Origin of the sequence: Candidatus Coxiella mudrowiae (assembly GCA_001077715.1) — a bacterium.
In the GTDB taxonomy this organism is placed as follows: domain Bacteria; phylum Pseudomonadota; class Gammaproteobacteria; order Coxiellales; family Coxiellaceae; genus Coxiella; species Coxiella mudrowiae.
The window spans coordinates 1-18,506 of sequence record CP011126.1; the positions used below are offsets into that span (position 1 = coordinate 1).

The window sequence follows — 18,506 nt, forward strand, 5'->3', positions numbered from 1 at the left end:
AACGCTAAATTTGTAAACATATCCTATGTCAGTGCCAACATCTTTATGGGACAAGTGTCTTAATTATTTGCGTGACGAAATTCCGCCGCAACAATATAACACTTGGATTCGACCCTTACACGCTGTGGAATCTAAACAAAACGGTTTATTATTGCTGGCGCCTAACCGGTTCGTGCTTGATTGGATTAATGAGCAATTTTTAACTCGAATTCGAGAACTTCTCGACGAATTAACTGAAACACCTCCGAAAATAGAGCTACAAATTGGGAATAAATCTTCCACAGAAGCTGATCCAAAAAACGGGATTAACACGCCTATCCATAAGACAATTGTTGGAACCCCGCTTGTTCATTCACACACCAATATCAACAGCAATTTCACTTTTGAAACATTTGTGGAAGGTAAATCTAATCAGCTTGCCCGAGCAGCTGCTACCCAAGTAGCGGAAAACCCGGGTCAGGCCTACAACCCGTTATTTACTTATGGAGGTGTGGGTTTAGGAAAAACCCATTTAATGCATGCTGTTGGTAACGCGATTTTACAGAAAAATCCTGAAATAAAAGTCCTGTACCTACACTCAGAACGCTTTGTTGCCGATATGATCAAAGCCCTACAGCACAATGCGATGAATGACTTCAAACGTTTTTATCGTTCGGTAAATGCCTTACTGATCGACGATATTCAATTTTTTGCTGGGAAGGATCGATCACAGGAAGAATTCTTCCATACTTTTAATGCTCTTCTCGATGGTCAGCAGCAAATTATATTAACTTGTGACCGTTATCCTAAAGAAATCAATGGGTTGGAAGAAAGGCTGCAATCGCGGTTTGGATGGGGATTGACCGTGGCCATTGAACCACCGGAATTAGAAACGCGGGTGGCCATTTTAATGACAAAAGCAGAACAATTAAAAATGCATCTTCCTCATGAAGTAGCGTTCTTTATAGCGAAGCACATCCAGTCTAACGTACGAGAGCTGGAAGGTGCTCTAAAAAGGGTTATTGCTAACGCTCACTTCACAGGGCAACCAATAACGGTTGAATTTACTCGAGATGCACTTAAAGATTTGCTTACACTTCAAGCCCGCCTGATTACTATCGAAAATATCCAAAGGATCGTAGCTGAGTATTACAAGATCAAAGTAGCTGATTTATTAGCCAAACGGCGAAGCCGCTCTATTGCTCGACCTCGTCAAATGGCAATGGCTCTCGCTAAAGAACTTACGAACCATAGCCTTCCTGAAATTGGCGATTCATTTGGTGGTAGAGATCATACAACCGTATTACATGCTTGTCGTAAGGTGAGGGAACTACTTGCCACATCGCTGGATATTTTAGAAGATTATAAAAATCTGATGCGAATTTTATCCGGTTAATTTAGATGATTAGTATATTAAGGAACGCCCATGAAACTGAACTTGATTCGTGAAACCCTCTTAAAAGCTTTACAACAAGTCATTGGAGTCTTGGAACGCAAACAAACGTTACCTATTCTCTCTAATGTGTTGCTGTCCACTGAAAACAATCAGCTTTCCATTACAGGCACAGATCTGGAGGTTGAATTAATAGGGCAAACGAAATTGGACGATGAAAATTTAGAGGCTTCCCGCTTAACCTTACCAGGCCGAAAATTGATGGATATCTGTCGTGCTCTTCCCGAAAACGCGCCAATTGAGTTACATCGCGATAAAGAAAAAATTATATTGCGTTCAGGCCAAAGTCGCTTCATGTTATCGACCTTACCGGCCAATGATTTTCCGACGGTAGAGAAACTCGAATATCATCTCAAATTGACCCTACCCCAATATCAACTTCATCGCTTGTTGCAGCGAACTTATTTCGCCATGGCCCAGAAAGATGTTCGATATTATTTAAACGGTTTACTTCTCGAAACACATCCGACTAAATTGCACGCTGTTGCCACCGATGGTCATCGCCTTGCTTTCCACGTCTTAGGAATTGAAACTGCTATTGAGCATCGGTTGCAAGTTATTATTCCTCGAAAAGGAGTTATTGAATTATTACGACTTCTAGCTGACAACGAAGATCCTGTTACGTTAATGATTGGAAACAATCATGTGTGTGTTTCTACTACGGATTTCACCTTTACTTCCAAATTAATCGAAGGCCGTTTCCCTGATTATGAACGAGTTATTCCCAAAGGGGGTAATAAACAAATTACTATCGATCGAGATCTCTTAAAGCAAGCGCTTAGTCGAACCGCTATTTTATGTAATGAAAAATTTAAGGGAATCCGTTTCGAGCTTCGCCACGGATTATTACGTATCTTGTCCAACAATCCGGAGCAAGAAACAGCTGAAGAGGAAATTGAAATTGATTACACTAAAGAAAAATTAGATATTGGATTTAACGTTAATTATTTGCTAGACATTTTAAATGTCGTTGAGCGGGGGAACGTGGTGTTAACCTTCTCTGATTCAAACAGCAGTGTATTAGTTACTGAGGCAGAAAATCAAATAGACACTGCCTTCGTCGTCATGCCTATGCGGCTTTAATTGGATGCCAATAATTGCATCATTAAAAATCAATCAATTTAGAAACTTAAAAGAGGTGGCTATTTCACCCACTTCAGGGTTCAATTTTGTCTTTGGCCCTAATGGAGCTGGAAAAACAAGTTTACTCGAATCGATTTATTTTTTAGGAGTCGGACGATCCTTCCGAACCCATCTTACTCAACGACTTATCCAACATACGGCTGATCATTTCTCCGTATTCGTTACTATTAAGGAAAAGGAATGCCTTACCCCTCTCGGAGTTGAACGCTATCAATCGGGGGATGGACGTTTAAAACTTGATGGTGAAGCAGTTTCTAATTGGGCTTTATCGGCAAAGCAATTGCCTCTTTGTTTATTAAGCGCCATGAGTCACCGATTTTTGCTGGACGGTCCAAAAATTCGTCGGCAATTTTTAGATTGGCTATTGTTTCATATGGAACCTACTTTTTTTCCTGCATGGCAACGGATTCAACGCTCATTGAAACAACGTAATGCGGCCCTGAAATCACAACTTCCACTCGATGAAATTACTCATTGGGACCAATTGCTTGCTGAAGACGCTGAGTCTGTTGATCTATTACGGCAGAACATTGTCTCTGAGTTCAAGACTCTATTTAGCCAGGTGCTGCAACATTTTTTGCCTAACCAAAGCATTCTGACTCATTATTATCGAGGTTGGCCTGAAAAAAAATCTCTGTTGGATCAGCTCCAATCTAATCTCAGGCAAGATTTACAGCGCGGTTATACCCAGAGTGGACCTCAACGCGCCGACTTTCGACTTTTAATTCGTGATATCCCGGCTCAAGATATTCTGTCTCAAGGACAACAAAAGCTCGTTACTTACGCACTCCATCTTACTCAAGGACTTTTTTTCAAAGAGAAAACTCAAACCACACCGATTTACTTAATCGATGACCTACCAGCCGAATTGGACACTGAGAAGCGTCACAGAGTAATCGATTTTTTAACTCAACTGCAATCCCAAGTGTTTATCACGGGAACAAATCCCGAAGAAATTGAAACTCCCAGAAATAGGACCGTGTTTCACGTGGAACATGGAGATGTTAATTCTCTCTCTAGGGAAAAAGAGAACACTAACTTTACTTGGCTTCAAAGGCCAAATTTATATGGATTTCCTCTTCTAGAGAATTAAATATCCATTTAACTTGCAATTCACTATCCCAAAGACAATCTCCCAAATCATAATGCCACCACTCATTGCGATAGTTTAGTTTATAAATCCAACATTAATCATCAGATGAAAAAGCATTCTACGATGGGTACGATATATATTCCACTGTTGGGGATCAATCCCAAGTGGGGGATTCTATTCGTTTTCAAAAAAGTCTGTTCGAGATAATTCACTGACTTCATCAAACTCGGTACCAAAAGCCCATACTTCTCCTGAATGACTATGACCAATAGCAAGATCAACTGCTCCCCCAGAATTGTGGGGAGAAATGGCAAACTGACTGGGATCATTAGGATGCGCCGCATATTTTCTGGTTTCTTGTTCAATATTTTCCTTTCTCCAATCGGGATACTGTTTCCTCACTGTTTCACACATAAAATTAAATATATCCACCTGCGTCTCTAGAGAACGATAGGTATCAAAAAGAAGCAAGCTATAATGCGGCGCCAGCTGTTTCGCTACGATTTGTAATTGTTCCAAAACAGAGCGACGTGTTAGGATATAATCTTGCATCCCTTTTCTGCCTTCATTTCGATAACTATTCAAGGGAATAAGGTGTTTTCTCTTGAGATCATACAGCATTTAGAACCTTGACGAATAACCTCAATCTCTTCCAAAGAGAGTGATTGATACTGAAAGCTAATGGGTTCATCCAATCTTTCTACTAACAAAGAATTTAATTTATCTCCATGGAGGTATCCTTCTAAGTGTCCTATAAACTTAAAAATTTATCGCCGCTGCCATCTTCGAGAAACAAAATTCTGACTAATGGGGTATGTTTCACGTGAAACATTGATTGTTCGTTTCTCTTCTCTTCAAAAGCTTAATTGAGATAACTATACTCCACAATAAACGTAACAGCTATCCTCTTTTATGATACAATTAACCCGTTATTTAGAAGAGTAGAAAGGGATCTATTTCAACCTGGTACGGAGTATAATGAACATGAGTGTCCCACAAAAATACGATTCTTCATCAATTAAAGTTCTTAAAGGCCTAGATGCCGTTCGCAAGCGACCGGGCATGTATATCGGCGATACGGATGACGGCTCTGGCCTTCACCATATGGTATTCGAAGTTGTTGATAACTCCATTGACGAAGCACTTGCTGGTTTTTGTACTCATATCTGGGTAATTATTCACGCCGATTCGTCTGTTACTGTCCGGGACAATGGACGGGGAATTCCTACAGGAATTCATCCGGAAGAAGGTCGCTCAGCGGCAGAAGTTATTATGACTGTGCTCCATGCGGGTGGAAAATTTGATAAAAACGTCTACAAAGTGTCTGGCGGTCTTCACGGTGTAGGGGTTTCAGTAGTCAATGCCCTTTCGGAAGAGCTTCATATGACCATCCACCAAAATGGAAATGTTCATTATCAACTCTACAAAATGGGACTTCCTCAAGCCCCTTTAACAGTAACAGGAAAAAGTGATAAAACCGGAACGGAAATTCGCTTTAAACCCAGTTCTGATATTTTTAGTGATACCGAATTTCATTATGATATTTTAGCCAAACGACTCCGTGAACTTTCCTTTTTAAATTCGGGAGTGCGCATCGAGCTCCTCGATGAACGGAGTGGGAAAGAAGATGTCTTCGAATACGAAGGAGGTATCAAAGCGTTCGTTGAGCACCTCAATAAGAATCCCCCCCCCCTTCATCCAGATGTTTTTCATTTTGCTACCGAAGAGAAAGACATCGTTCTGGAAGTGTCAATGCAATGGAATGATGGATTTCAAGAAACCATCTTTTGCTTCACTAACAACATCCCCCAAAGTGATGGCGGAACACATTTAGCTGGATTTCGGGCCGCATTGACTCGGACTCTTAACAATTATATTGAAAATGAAGGGCTTACTAAAAAAAGTAAGGTCGCTATAAGCGGTGATGATACTCGTGAAGGATTAACAGCCGTTCTTTCCGCCAAAGTACCTGACCCCAAATTTTCATCGCAAACAAAAGACAAATTGGTCTCCTCGGAAGTTAAGCCCGTAGTTGAAAGCGCAGTGGCTGAAAAATTTCGCAACTACCTATTAGAGAATCCCAAACAAGCACGTGCTATTGCCCTAAAAATCGTCGATGCTGCCCGAGCGCGAGAAGCGGCGCGCAAAGCGCGCGATATGACGCGACGGAAAAACGTACTTGATCTCGGTGGATTGCCTGGAAAATTAGCCGATTGCCAAGAAAAAGATCCAGCCCTATGTGAACTATTTTTAGTTGAGGGGGATTCGGCTGGCGGCTCAGCCAAACAAGCTCGTGATCGCTGCTATCAGGCTATCTTACCTTTAAAAGGTAAGATTCTTAATGTAGAGAAATCCCGATTTGAGAAAATGCTTTCTTCTGCCGAAGTTGGTACGTTAATCACTGCCATCGGTTGTGGAATTGGTCGCGAAGAATATAATCCTGATAAATTACGTTATCATCGAATCATAATGATGACCGATGCGGATGTCGATGGTTCCCATATTCGCACGCTTTTGCTCACTTTTTTCTATCGGCAAATGCCGGAACTGATCGAACGGGGTCATATTTACATTGCCCAACCGCCCCTGTATAAAGTGAAAAAAAACAAGCAAGAACAATATGTTAAAGATGATCTAGCACTCAACGCCTTGCTGCTCCAATTGGCCTTGGAGGGTGCCGAACTTTACGTAAACGCTCATGCTCCAGCCATTAGCGGATCAGCACTCGAACGTTTGGCTTCTCATTATCAGACTACTGCGAGAATCCTCAAGCGTTTAAGCAAACGTTACCCATCTCCTATTTTAGAACAGTTACTGGAAATTACTCCGTTAACGGTGGAACAGCTTAATAATAAGTCACAAGTAAGCGCTTGGATAAAAGAATTAGAAAACAAACTTTCAGGGCAAAAAATGGAAACCGGTACGCGATACCATCTTTCTCTGAAAAAAGACGAGGAACGGGAACTATATTTCCCTGTTGTTTCAATCACTAGCCATGGAATCACTCAAAAGTACCTTTTTAATCAAGACTTTTTTAGCTGTGCCGATTATCGTCACGTTGTTAATTTATATAGAGAAATATCAGGATTAATTGAGGCTGGAGCCTACATGAAACGTAATAATAAACAACAAGGAGTGAGTTCTTTTAGAGACGCATTAAACTGGCTTATTGAAGAAGGAAAAAAGGGATTAACAATACAACGCTATAAAGGTTTAGGTGAAATGAACCCTGAACAATTATGGGAAACTACAATGGATCCAGAAACTCGCCGCCTCTTATCTGTTGGTATCGAAAATGCTGTAATGGCAGACGAAATTTTTACTACTTTAATGGGCGACCAGGTTGAACCTCGCCGCATCTTCATCGAACAAAATGCATTGGCTGTTGAGAATCTAGACGTTTAAACAAACTATCCACTAAGTGTCGTATACTTAATCATTTTTACACTCTATGGTTTCGGCATTTCATACCGAGTTATGAAATTAACTCATCTACAGTGGCCTATAATAATTAAAGGATTAGCGTTCAAGGAAGAGGCAAATAGCAGAACGCTCCCTTTAGAAAGGTCAAATTTCGTTCGGTTTAGTTAAGGTTCCTGTTTCTCTGTATCCCGTAGTGGGTCGGGCAGAAGTTCATTTTCATCTATTATTTATAGTCACAATATAGCTGTCACAATATAGCTCGTATTCTTTATAAACGCGTGAACAAAGAGGCAGCGAAGAAGTTCCTTAGAATAAAATTGTAAAGGCTTATGAATACGATGCGGAGATTATGTTGTTGTTAAAGAAAAAGAGCTTAAAAAAGCAGCTCTAGAAAGCACCCAAAGCATAGAAATAGAGAGTTTCCTGCCCCGAAAAGAAGTCGACTATGTATAGCCTTATTACGCAGTGCGTGCCAAAGGAGAAAAAGGATATCTCATATTACGAGAGATATTTAAGAAAAACTGATACCGTAGGCATTTAAAAAATTGTGATCTATTCTAAGCAGTATTTAGCCTCTGTTTTTCCTTATAAAAATTGGCTCCTCGTTAATCTTCTACGTTTTGCAAAAGAATTCACAAAATTAGAGGATTTAAATTTACCCTCTCAAAACCATAAAACAATATAAAATAAAGAATCAACAGCTGGCGAAGAGTTAGTTAATTCCATGCTATCTAAATAGGAACCTGAAAATACCATGACGAATTTCATGAAAAAATTATGAAACAGATCGAAACGAAAATCAAAACAGGAAAAACAATTAGCTTCAAAGAAGAAGCTCCCGTTAGTTCTAACGTAGTCGATTTTATAGAATTGCTTAAGAAAAGGATTAAAGAAAAAGAAAAAAACAAAGAACCTCAGAAAAAAAAGAAAAACGACCGCTCGAAAAACAAGTGCAAGCAATAGGTAATTCGTTTTAAGTTTAAAAAAAATACCACTAAAAACCCGATTTCTCGTAAACCCATGAGCCCGAGGGCGAAATCATCTCACCATCAAATCAACCTGTTTTTATAGTTCAGAAACATGATTCCTCTTATATCTACTACGATCTTCGATTAGAAAAGGTATTTTAAAAAGTTAGTCCACTCCCAAAGGTTCTTAATTAAATTCTGATATAAAGCGGCTTTCTGTCCAAGTAGAATATCATTCTATGGAATATACAAATTTTAAAGTCAATATCACTAAAGGTCATTATAAAGTCGCCGGCGTTATTATATAGGATCTTGGAACATTAGAACCAAAAAAAATCCTTGTGAAAGTTTAGCCAGAAAGCTCGTTTTAACTCTTAATTGGAAAAAATTAAAAGGAAAGTAGTATTTAGTTAGGAATTAGACGCGGATAAAAAAAATAGTTATTAATTAAAAAAAGACAATTATGGTAATTCCTCTTTTGATATCGACGATGAACCTTTTAGTATAATCAGCGGTGCGTCCGTAGAAGAAATAGAGAAATTTCACTCTCCACTGGATATCTCATTGATAGAAGGCAATAAAATTAAAAATTCCTGCTTTCATTAAACCACAATTCGCTAAATTATTCAGCTCGATACATAATTCCTCCGAATGGATTAATAAAATTAAATTCGATAGTTATCAAATTATCTGTATTATAAAAACAATTACTTACTCGTAAAAAAAACAACATTAGACTTTAAAATTAGAACTCCTAGTTAATAAGGTAAAAATAATTCTTGTTAATAATACAATTTTAGATAGAGAAATAGTTGTTTTAGATGAGGAAAGCCGATCCGATTTTCAAATTTTACAAAATGTCCTAAGAACTAAAAGTCAAAATGAAATAAAATATTGTACCTTTGATATTCATTTTTCGAAAATTTCGATCTTTCATAAACGCATTTATTAAAACGCAAAGAGCTGTTAAAAAAATATTTTCTCGTTGGAGCGAAAAGAATTCTAATATACTTCATTCGAACCATATAAAAGGAAATGAAAAAGTATATTTAACAGAACCTAGAAATCGGGTCTCAAGGGTATCATTTCTAAAAGAGTAGATTCCTCTTACGAAAAAAAAGAACGAGTAGCTGATTAAAAACTAAATTTAAAAATCAGCAGGAATTTGTCATTGGAAGTTATATAGATTCTATCGGCGAAGAATCTTATTTTGGCGCTTTACTTTTTGGGTATTTTTAAGAAAAAAACCTTAATTATTCTGTCAGAATAGAAACTAGTTTTACTCAGTTATGGTTAAAACAAGTGTATCAAAAATTGATGTATAGAAAACAAACTAAATCTGCTTTTAGGGAGGTACCTGATTTTGAAAAATCCTCCACGCATTAGGTAAAACCCACTCTTGTTGCTGAAATCAAATTTTTAAATGGAGAGAAAATAAACGATTGAGACAGCTTATCTTTAAAGGATCGTACAAAGATAAAAAAGCTCAACAAATAAAATTAGAATCAATCCTATCAAAAAATAAAATTTCGACGAATAAAAATTTAATTCCTAGGAAAAAACTGAAAAATAAAGAAAAAATATTGTATCCCAAAAATTGGATTATCAAGCGCCAATTGACTAAATTTTATTTAAAAAATTTCTGACTGGTTGTTACCATACGTCATTCATTCTACCTTGATGCTACTACGCTATCCTGATAGATATAATAATGCGAAACCTTTCATTTACGGTGTAGAGCTTCAAGAAAAGAGTAAAAAAAGAATTTATGTAACTATCTGAGATTAAAAAGGGTCTTATTATTTTAATTCAAATGGAAGTTTTAAAAATTCATCCCTGGAATAGCCGAGACAACCATATCGAAAAGTTTAACTACCTAATCTTCGACCTCAATCCTCACCCCAAAGTTAATTGGAAAAGTATAATTAAATGCAAAAAAAAATTCAAGGAAGTTTTAAATTTTTTAAGTCTTAAAAGCTTTGTAAAAACATCTAGTGGAAAGGGATTAGATTTATATGTTCTCATTCCTCCTCATTCCAATTGTAATAAATTTTATTATTTCGCTCATCAATTGGCGAAATTAATTTTAAAAATTAATCCACGGCTTTACTACACGGCTGAGCTAATTAAATATAGGCGGATTAACAAAATATTTATAGATTATATTTGAAACAATCGAGGAGATATTTGTGTAGCTGCTTATAGAACTAGAGAAAAAACACGTTTTTCATCTCTACGACAATTCTCTGAGAAGAATTATTTTCAATCAAATCTAAATTATCAATATAATATGGAAAATATATTTCGTCTCCTGAAAGCGTTAAAAAAAGATTCACTGGAAGATTTCTTTACTATTCAGAAAAAATCACTAAAAAAAATGTGAAACATTTTCAACAATAAATTGAAAATTTAATCATTGATTGTTATAACGTTTACAAGAACTGTAAAATTAGGCACCATAATTTGCTTACGATCTTTCTATAAAATCGTATATCGAAAATGAATGTTAATAACTTTTCTAATACATTACTTACTGTAATACGGTCGTTTATACCGAAAGGCTCATAAAATAAAATCAAAAAACTAGAAAGCACATTGGAAAACATATTCTTTAGGATAAATCCCAATGAAAAACCAGTTAATCTCAAGTCAGTCGCCAGAGCAGTTACGTTAATACCCATCGTTCCTAAAGCAGTAATGCCTCTAACTACTAGCACCATTACATAACCAATCTGACCATAATTGCAACAAATAGTGGCGTCCTAAGCTCGATTAGGATAAAAAATAAAGAATTAAATAACGAACAATCAGAGCGACAAATCAAGCAGCGAAAAAAATCAGGACTCTCACTGAAATTTTAGGAAGAACACCCCATAATTTTGGAGTAGATAATAGTCATCCCTAATTCAATTGGTTTTAAATTATCCATGGTTAGTCTCCTTTTTTAAAGCGAAAAAATAAACTATAAAATATACTAGTTGTTCTCTTTTCGCGATAAATTTCCCAATTACTAGGAAGAATAAATGATATATTCTTTTCAGCTTCAACGTAAATATAAGCTTGTGGGGCAAGAATTTTTGTTTTCTCTAACCAAAGAGCAGCTTGATTGATAAGCCTTTGGTAAAAGGGTGGATCAAGAAAAACAATATTAAAAGGAACATTTTTTAGCTTGGGAATTTCTGAAGTAAATTCTTCACAAACAAATTCAGTATTTGTAGTATTTAAAATTTCTGCATTTTTCTGTAGGGTTTCAATAACGTTCTTTGAGCGATCAAGAAAGGTAACGTGAGCACATCCTCGGGACAAAGCTTCAAAACCCAAGGCTCCACTACCTGCAAACAAATCTAAACAATAAGCATCCTTGATATAAGGAGATAACCAATTAAAGAGGGTTTCCCGAATACGATCCGCAGTGGGTCGCAATTCTGGTAAGGAAGGAAAATCGATTTTCCTTCCTCGCCATTTTCCACCAATGATTCGTAATTTTCGTGGTAAATGCTGAACCATAAAAACCTATTACCTGGATTTTTTGGTACGCGTAGTAAGTCTTGTTCTTAACATTTATCCTACCTTCTTTTTCGGATGTAATACTCTCTTTAGTGTTTTAGTCCACTCTCGCTTCGACTCTTTGCCCAAGGAAAAAGACAAATCATTTAATGTGCTTTTTTTACCCACCACAATAACTGTCATTTCTTTAGGATGAATGAATTTTGCAAACGTAGCCTTTACTTGCTCCTCGGTTACCGCTTGTATTTTTTTTGTGATACGTATCAAGATAATTTAAAAGCAAATAATAAAATATAATATTTGTCACGTTGGCTAATAAATTCGCATTCGTAGATAATTTCATACTGAAATTACTAACAATATTTTTCTTTGTAACTTCTAAACTGGCATACATTTAAGCCTTTTTTAACAAACCTCCGCAACGCCGTTTGCGCCACTTCTAAAGCTTCATGCGCCTTGGGTATTCGCGTTTTTCAGTCCTATATAAAAAGTATCTCCATATTTTAAAGATGATAAACTACTGTAAGCGCCATAAGAAAGTATTTGTTAAAGAAGCTACCCCAAATTATTTCGATCGTAGGAAGAACCAACAGAAAAAACAGCTTCAATATCCACCATTGGAATTTCTGGCTCGCTTACAAAATAAACATCCATCCCATTTTTTTGTTTGTCAATACTGAATTTTGGGCTAAGGCTTTTTTTAACTCAGCAAGACTATAATCTTGAGTAGGGATCCCCATTATTGTGAATTGGTTACTATGCAATTGGTATGGATCGTAACTTGCTTGGGCCATATTGGCAATTTAATTTCCTCGAACTAAATCACGAGAAATCGGGAACTTATCACTACCATCCAACAAAGTAAAGTGGCTAAAACATCCACGGCATAAGCCTGCCATTGCTCTTTAGTTATCGTTAAGGAGGGGTGTGATATCGCATCATCTGTAATTTAGCGGGGAGCCGAACATAAATTAATTTCGTGCCTAACGAAGAAATTTCCGTTTGTGGTTTTAAATTCGGAATTTGTGGTTTTAAATTCGGAACAGGATGCGAGCTAATTAGGCCAAAATATTCTTTGGCTAACGCCAATATATTTTGTAGTTTAACATCCCCTAACTATTACGAGGATGGCATTATATAGGTACATACCAAGTATGGTACCAATTTTGCACGTCTTGCACCCTTTGCTTTGCACCCTCATGTGTTGAAGATCCGTCATCCAACCAATAGCTTGATGATGATATGGATTATTAACAAATGCTGTTGCTATAAAGCGTTCAAGAAGTTAAGGCGACAGGGTTATCATCAAAACGCATTCGCCGTTCTTCCATGACCACTTGAATTTCTTTATTTAAAGTCAGCTGGATTAAGTAATAAATTTCTCATGCGATCAGCTTCTAGATTAAATGCAATAGGTAGCTGATCAGAACTCACGTTCAAAATGAACAATAAAATCGTCGGCGGTCATAGCATTTTACTCAGCACCGAGGTCACTTATAGTCTTTTCGAAAACACCAGCGGGATATTTTTCCGTGCCACGAAAAATCATATATTCCAGTACATAAGAAATCCCCGTGATACCATCGGATTCACAACTCCCTCCAACTTTATACCAGACCAAAGAAAACATGACTAGTGCGTGATGGTCTTCTTCAAGAATCAATTTGAGGCCATTTTTCAATTGATATTCATGAATAGCGGCTGCTTGAGCTTCCCCGACCCAAACAATAAATAATTAATAAACTAATTAAACTGCATTGCTTTAGTATTCTATGCCCTGCAACCGTTCAATGTTACGATACAATTCACATTGTATCTGTTTTCAACAGGAATGCCATCTATGATATTTCGGTTTTCAAAATCAAAACGTCACGCAGAAGAAGCTAACGAAGAAGAGCTCCCTTTACCGCCAAAGAAGAAATGGCTCGGCCGGCTTAGTGAAAGTTTAAAACGCACCCGTCATCGATTCAGCGATAGGTTGGGAAATCTAATTCTCGAAAAAAAAACAATTGATGCTACACTTCTAGAAGAATTAAAAACGATTCTGCTCTCAGCTGATGTAGGTGTGGAAGCCAGCCAAACTATCCTCAGTAATCTCTCTCAACAAATTACTTGGAAGTCGTTAGCCGATTCAACGGAACTAATTAATGCGCTCAAAAATCAATTGCTTTCAATTCTTGAACCTTGTCAAAAACCTCTGGAAATCACTCAATCGCCTTTTGTTATTTTAATGGTGGGAGTCAACGGCGTAGGAAAAACAACTACCATCGCTAAGCTTGCTTATTTCTACCAGTCTCAAGGAAAGAGAATTATGCTAGCGGCAGGTGATACTTTCAGAGCAGCTGCTATCGAGCAACTTCAAACATGGGGAGAACATAATAATATGCCTGTGATCGCTCAACGTCCAGGCGCAGATAGCGCTTCCGTTATCTACAACGCACTAGAAGCAACGAGCACAAGAAATTATAATATATTAATCGCTGACACCGCCGGTCGCTTGCACACTCAATTACATCTTATGGATGAGTTAAAAAAAATTAAGCGCGTCATGAAAAAGGTCAATCCTGAAGCGCCTCACGAAATTCTGCTTGTTATTGATGCAGGAACGGGACAAAATGCACTCAATCAAGCAAACCAATTTAATGAATATATTGGACTGACAGGCATCGTCCTCACTAAATTAGATGGAACAGCAAAAGGAGGTGTAATTTTCGCCATCGCTCAGAAAATGCATTTGCCTATCCGTTTTATCGGTATTGGCGAACAAGTCGATGACTTAAGACCTTTTAATGCTAAAGAATTTATCGACGCATTATTTTAAGGAGTCATTCGTGATTCGTTTTATCAACGTCACCAAAAACTATTCAAACGGAAATCAAGCACTTAATAATATTTCTTTTAATTTGAAACAAGGAGAAATGGCCTTCTTGACTTGGTATTCGGGAGCCAGAAAAACTACATTATTAAAACTGATGATGATGGTAGAATGTATTACTCGATGGCAAATTTATATAAATAATCGAAATTTATCACGCCTTTCCAAAAGACAAATCCCCTATTTATGCCACCATATAGGGATGATTTTTCAGAATCCCCAATTACTTTAACATACCATCGCACCGTTTTTGATAATGTTGCTATTACCTTAGTTATTTCAGGCTATCGGCATCAAGAAATTAACCGGTGTGTTCGTGCAGCATTGAATAAAGTCAGATTATAATAAAGTCAGATTATTAAAAAAAGAAAATTTATATCCTTCTACTCTATCGAGTGGTGAAAACCAACGTACGTATCGGGATTGCATGGGCTATTATTAACAAACCAATGATTGTTTTAGCTGACGAACCTACGTGTAGTTTAGACCCTGGTAGTTTAGACCCTGAGCGAGCCTTTTATTTATTTTACAAAACTTCCAAGCTCTAAGCAAACCCTGAAATGGACAAGAAACTATTTCGCTTTATCTAAAATTAAATTACTCCAGAATCCTAAATAAAAACATTCATTGCTCAGCTCAAAAAATCGCAACGATATTTTCCACATTCAATATATTTCTCCTTCCTTGGGTTGGGGCTTAATGAATTAAAAAAAATCGATGTCTCTCAAAAATGTAATTGATACCTTAATAATCCAATCCGTTGCCTCCAGATCGTTGTTTCTTCCAAAAATAATAATTTCCATAATTTGTAAGGTTTAATAATGGACCTTAAGTCCTTTGCTTTAGTAGATACCGAGCAATTCGATTTAACGTGGGTAAAACGCTTGCATTATTTTGTCGTTCTTGGACAACGAATTATCGACACCTTAGCCATTTTATTTGGGATCGGAATAATTTTAATTATCGGCAATACCATTCGATTAACGACAGAGAGCCATCACCAAGAAATTATTATTCTCAAATTAGTGGGAACTACGCCTAGCTTCATTCGCCGTCTTTTGCCTTATCCTGGTTTCTTTTATAGCTTATCTGGTGGTTTTCTCGCATGGCTTAATTGTTATAGTTTAATGTTGTGGGCAGTTGCCTCCAACGTTGAACATTTGGCAGCTACTTACAATAACCATTTCCTGATTATAAGCGGCGCGAGCGTCCAAGTCGGCTTCGAAATACTCTTTTTTTCAATTTTTATGGGTCTCTGCGGATCTTGGCTCGCCATCTATCGCCAAGAGCCTGTTTTCAAATTCGCTAGCAGGCTAACTATTCCCAAACGTTCTTTGCACTTAGCTAAAAAGCCTATTCCATAGTCGTTCACGTGCTTCTCGATCTATCCTCTTTCTCGTCTTCAATAAGGGTCTCTAAAAGAGTATCCTTAAACGCCGCATTTCTTGTCGATACAGACTAACGAGTTCCTAAAAAAGGCTTAGGGCGATTGCCTTCTGATATAGCCTAAATAACTTTCTCTTTGACATATCTCATTTCCCCCTCATCCTTATCTTCTGAAAAAAAGTAAACTGGTCTAAATGACTGATAACACCTTATTCATCCTGTCTCTCAATACAAATCCCATTCGCTACAACAGTGTTTAACTTTCTCAGTATAGTGTGCAATAAGTTCTTCTATTGGTTTTGGCCGCTGGGGCCGGGCCACAATCCACTATTTTGGAAATCACTTGCCTCATTGCATAGAACATGGCTTCAGGAGCACACCCTGCTCGAGAAAATTCATAATCTTGTACCCAACCCGTCGTATCCCAAGAAGAATCTTCTTTAATCGTAATACCATTCCACGCACAGTACGCTTTAACGGAATCACAATAACGAGACCAATCGTGTTTTTTCCCTATTTCCTCTCAGACCTTCACTATTTACATAATACCGCCAGCAAGTTCTTTTATAGCCTAACACCATAGTTAGTAAAGTATGGTTTAATTAAACTCTGATTTGAAGTTTCAAATAATGCATATAAACCTTGCTTTAATTTCATTATTTCCTCCATCCGCTATCATTCTCATTATACGAATAAAAAATGAGATTATGACAACAACTCTCTGAAATTACGAGAGAGCCACATAGCACTGATCCGGAAACAATGTTAAAATAAGCGCTCTCAAAAAATATCAACCTATTTAAATATTGAACAAAATACGCCATGAATCAATTTCTAACACAAGTAGAAGAACGATCATTATCGATTGGAAGTTTAGGTAGCTATATTAGCTGGGTCAATCGTATTCCCATGCTAAGCGCCAAGGAAGAACACGAACTCGCTACCCAATTTCGGCAAAACAATGATCTTGAAGCAGCCAGAAAGCTCGTCCTTTCCCACCTACGATTTGTTGTTCGGATTGCACGAGGGTATTCGGGTTATGGCTTATCTCAAGCAGACTTAATTCAAGAAGGGAATATTGGCTTGATGAAGGCCGTTAAACGATTTAACCCTAAAATAGGTGTTCGCTTGGTCTCCTTCGCTATTCATTGGATCCGCGCTGAAGTACATGAATTTATTCTTAAAAATTGGCGTATTGTTAAAATTGCCACCACCAAAGCACAGCGAAAACTCTTTTTTAATCTGCGTAAACATGCAAAAAAACGAGGCTGGTTTAGTGACCACGAGGTAGCCGCTTTAGCCGAAGAGCTCAACCTAAATGCCAAAGATGTGCGACAAATGGAAGAAAGGCTAAACAGCCACGATGAAGCTTTTGACGGTATTGATGATGAGGGTGATGGAGGAAATGCAGGCTGGGCTGCACCAGCCCATTACCTGGAAGATAAACGCTATAATCCCGCTATACAATTAGAGCGAAGTGACTGGTCAGAAGATCAAGAACAGCGCCTTCATAAAGCACTTGAGATCTTAGATGAACGCAGTCGAGATATTCTCCATCAACGTTGGCTAAATGAAGAAAAGCTCACTCTGAATGAATTAGCAGAAAAATATACGGTTTCAGCAGAACGAATTCGTCAACTCGAAAAAAACGCTATGCAGAAAATTCGCGAGGCAATGACTGCTTAATCTTCAATTTTATAAAGAAGGAATTATCGTGAAAAAATGTTTTACTTTGTCCACTGTGTTTTCAGTTGCAATTCTGAGCGCTAATTTTAGCATAGCTGCTCCCTTAAATCCACCAACTGTGCCTCAACCTCCTGACGTCAGAGCACCAGCAGAAACCGCAACGTTCACACCCGAACAAAAACAAGAAATAGAAAAAATTATTTACGAGTATTTGATTAACAACCCCGAAGTATTAGTAGAGTCCTCCCAGGGATTACAAAAGGAAGAAGAAGCTCGACAACAACAACAAACTCAGGTGGCGATTAAGAAGAATGCACAAAAGCTCTTTCAAGATCCAGCTTCACCCATGGCAGGCAATCCGAATGGGAACGTTACGTTAGTAGAATTCTTCGATTATCAATGCAGTCACTGTAAGGAAATGAACCCGGTGATTCAAAATTTAGTAAAACAAAATAAAAACCTTCGTCTCGTTTTCAAAGAACTTCCCATTTTTGGAGGTCAATCCCAATTTACTGCTAAAGCTTCCTCGGCATCCCTAAGACAAGGCAAATATTACGCTTTTCATGGTGCCCTCCTTAGCGTCGATAAGCCATTAACCAATAAAATTGTTTTTCAAACGGCAGAAAAAGTGGACCTAAATGTAGACCAGTTGAAAAAGGATATGGAAGACTATTCTATCCAAGAACAACTTAAAGATAATTTCCAATTAGCACAGGCTTTACAACTGGTCGGTACTCCAACTTTCGTTGTGGGTAATAAATCGCTAGATCAATTTCATTTTATTCCTGGAGCGACTTCGCAGAAAAATATGCAAGATGCGATTAACCAAGTGGCGAATGCCAATACGAAAAATAAATAAAAGCTATTACCCACCTTTTATTTTCGATCTTCAACCACAGAAGAGGGAAAAATAGTGTTTTTATTGGTATTTTATTTGAGTAGCTTCCGGGTACCGGGTACTTGTCTGGCTTTCCATTCCAGATCGTGATAAAA

General features: G+C 37.5%; 13 protein-coding genes and 2 pseudogenes. 10 read left to right on the forward strand and 5 right to left on the reverse strand.

What is annotated here, in order from left to right:
* Positions 1 to 25: 25 nt before the first annotated feature.
* From dnaA to recF, 3 genes and pseudogenes are all read left to right on the forward strand, one after another.
* Entirely contained in the window at positions 26 to 1,375 is a 1,350-nt protein-coding gene (gene dnaA, locus CleRt_RS00005; RefSeq protein ID WP_048874730.1) for a chromosomal replication initiator protein DnaA, read from the forward strand.
* A gap of 30 nt (positions 1,376 to 1,405) precedes the next feature.
* The gene (gene dnaN, locus CleRt_RS00010; protein WP_048874731.1) at positions 1,406 to 2,515 is read left to right on the forward strand and encodes a DNA polymerase III subunit beta; all 1,110 of its coding nucleotides are present in this window, start codon (positions 1,406 to 1,408) and stop codon (positions 2,513 to 2,515) included.
* A gap of 4 nt (positions 2,516 to 2,519) precedes the next feature.
* A pseudogene (gene recF / locus CleRt_RS00015) lies at positions 2,520 to 3,590 on the forward strand (DNA replication/repair protein RecF); the annotation flags it as partial.
* A gap of 252 nt (positions 3,591 to 3,842) precedes the next feature.
* Here the strand turns inward: recF and CleRt_RS00020 are convergent.
* A complete protein-coding gene (locus tag CleRt_RS00020) occupies positions 3,843 to 4,289 on the reverse strand; it encodes a M15 family metallopeptidase (RefSeq protein ID WP_048874732.1) in 447 nt (148 codons plus the stop codon).
* Between the two features lie 357 nt (positions 4,290 to 4,646).
* On the opposite strand from CleRt_RS00020, the gene gyrB reads away from it, so the two are divergent.
* On the forward strand, positions 4,647 to 7,073 hold the full coding sequence (gene gyrB, locus CleRt_RS00025; RefSeq protein WP_157870734.1) for a DNA topoisomerase (ATP-hydrolyzing) subunit B: 2,427 nt from the start codon (positions 4,647 to 4,649) through the stop codon (positions 7,071 to 7,073).
* Positions 7,074 to 9,857: 2,784 nt separating this feature from the next.
* Positions 9,858 to 10,229, forward strand: a complete 372-nt coding sequence (gene ligD / locus CleRt_RS13680; RefSeq protein WP_442778088.1) for a non-homologous end-joining DNA ligase LigD — start codon at positions 9,858 to 9,860, stop codon at positions 10,227 to 10,229.
* Positions 10,230 to 10,491: 262 nt separating this feature from the next.
* Here ligD and CleRt_RS10860 read toward each other — a convergent pair whose 3' ends face one another.
* The 4 genes from CleRt_RS10860 to CleRt_RS10865 all read right to left on the reverse strand — a co-directional run bounded on the left by CleRt_RS10860 (position 10,492) and on the right by CleRt_RS10865 (position 13,247).
* Positions 10,492 to 10,779, reverse strand: coding sequence for a mechanosensitive ion channel domain-containing protein (locus tag CleRt_RS10860; RefSeq protein ID WP_306686705.1), 288 nt, complete (start codon positions 10,777 to 10,779; stop codon positions 10,492 to 10,494).
* Positions 10,780 to 10,990: 211 nt separating this feature from the next.
* Positions 10,991 to 11,566 (reverse strand): 16S rRNA (guanine(966)-N(2))-methyltransferase RsmD, encoded by a 576-nt coding sequence (gene rsmD / locus CleRt_RS00040; RefSeq protein WP_048874734.1) that lies wholly within the window; start codon positions 11,564 to 11,566, stop codon positions 10,991 to 10,993.
* 54 nt (positions 11,567 to 11,620) lie between these two features.
* A complete protein-coding gene (locus CleRt_RS00045) occupies positions 11,621 to 11,833 on the reverse strand; it encodes a hypothetical protein (protein WP_048874735.1) in 213 nt (70 codons plus the stop codon).
* A gap of 1,207 nt (positions 11,834 to 13,040) precedes the next feature.
* A complete protein-coding gene (locus CleRt_RS10865) occupies positions 13,041 to 13,247 on the reverse strand; it encodes an insulinase family protein (protein WP_053097798.1) in 207 nt (68 codons plus the stop codon).
* A gap of 162 nt (positions 13,248 to 13,409) precedes the next feature.
* On the opposite strand from CleRt_RS10865, the gene ftsY reads away from it, so the two are divergent.
* The 5 genes and pseudogenes from ftsY (at position 13,410) to CleRt_RS00075 (ending at position 18,372) form a co-directional block, all read left to right on the forward strand.
* Positions 13,410 to 14,387 (forward strand): signal recognition particle-docking protein FtsY, encoded by a 978-nt coding sequence (gene ftsY / locus CleRt_RS00055; RefSeq protein ID WP_048875736.1) that lies wholly within the window; start codon positions 13,410 to 13,412, stop codon positions 14,385 to 14,387.
* 10 nt (positions 14,388 to 14,397) lie between these two features.
* Positions 14,398 to 14,932 (forward strand): annotated as a pseudogene (locus CleRt_RS00060) (cell division ATP-binding protein FtsE); the annotation flags it as partial.
* A gap of 330 nt (positions 14,933 to 15,262) precedes the next feature.
* Positions 15,263 to 15,805, forward strand: a complete 543-nt coding sequence (locus CleRt_RS10610; protein WP_200899563.1) for a cell division protein FtsX — start codon at positions 15,263 to 15,265, stop codon at positions 15,803 to 15,805.
* An 844-nt stretch (positions 15,806 to 16,649) separates the two neighbouring features.
* Positions 16,650 to 17,513 (forward strand): RNA polymerase sigma factor RpoH, encoded by an 864-nt coding sequence (rpoH, locus tag CleRt_RS00070; protein ID WP_048874736.1) that lies wholly within the window; start codon positions 16,650 to 16,652, stop codon positions 17,511 to 17,513.
* A gap of 28 nt (positions 17,514 to 17,541) precedes the next feature.
* Complete coding sequence (locus CleRt_RS00075; protein WP_053097802.1) at positions 17,542 to 18,372, forward strand: DsbA family protein; 831 nt, start codon at positions 17,542 to 17,544, stop codon at positions 18,370 to 18,372.
* Positions 18,373 to 18,506 lie beyond the last annotated feature (134 nt).

Coding starts and splice junctions, on each gene's coding strand:
- dnaA (WP_048874730.1), top strand. CDS start 26: ATGTCAGTGCCAACATCTTTATGGGACAAGTGTCTTAATTATTTGCGT.
- dnaN (WP_048874731.1), top strand. CDS start 1,406: ATGAAACTGAACTTGATTCGTGAAACCCTCTTAAAAGCTTTACAACAA.
- CleRt_RS00020 (WP_048874732.1), bottom strand. CDS start 4,289: ATGCTGTATGATCTCAAGAGAAAACACCTTATTCCCTTGAATAGTTAT.
- gyrB (WP_157870734.1), top strand. CDS start 4,647: ATGAACATGAGTGTCCCACAAAAATACGATTCTTCATCAATTAAAGTT.
- CleRt_RS10860 (WP_306686705.1), bottom strand. CDS start 10,779: ATGGTGCTAGTAGTTAGAGGCATTACTGCTTTAGGAACGATGGGTATT.
- rsmD (WP_048874734.1), bottom strand. CDS start 11,566: ATGGTTCAGCATTTACCACGAAAATTACGAATCATTGGTGGAAAATGG.
- CleRt_RS10610 (WP_200899563.1), top strand. CDS start 15,263: ATGGACCTTAAGTCCTTTGCTTTAGTAGATACCGAGCAATTCGATTTA.
- rpoH (WP_048874736.1), top strand. CDS start 16,650: ATGAATCAATTTCTAACACAAGTAGAAGAACGATCATTATCGATTGGA.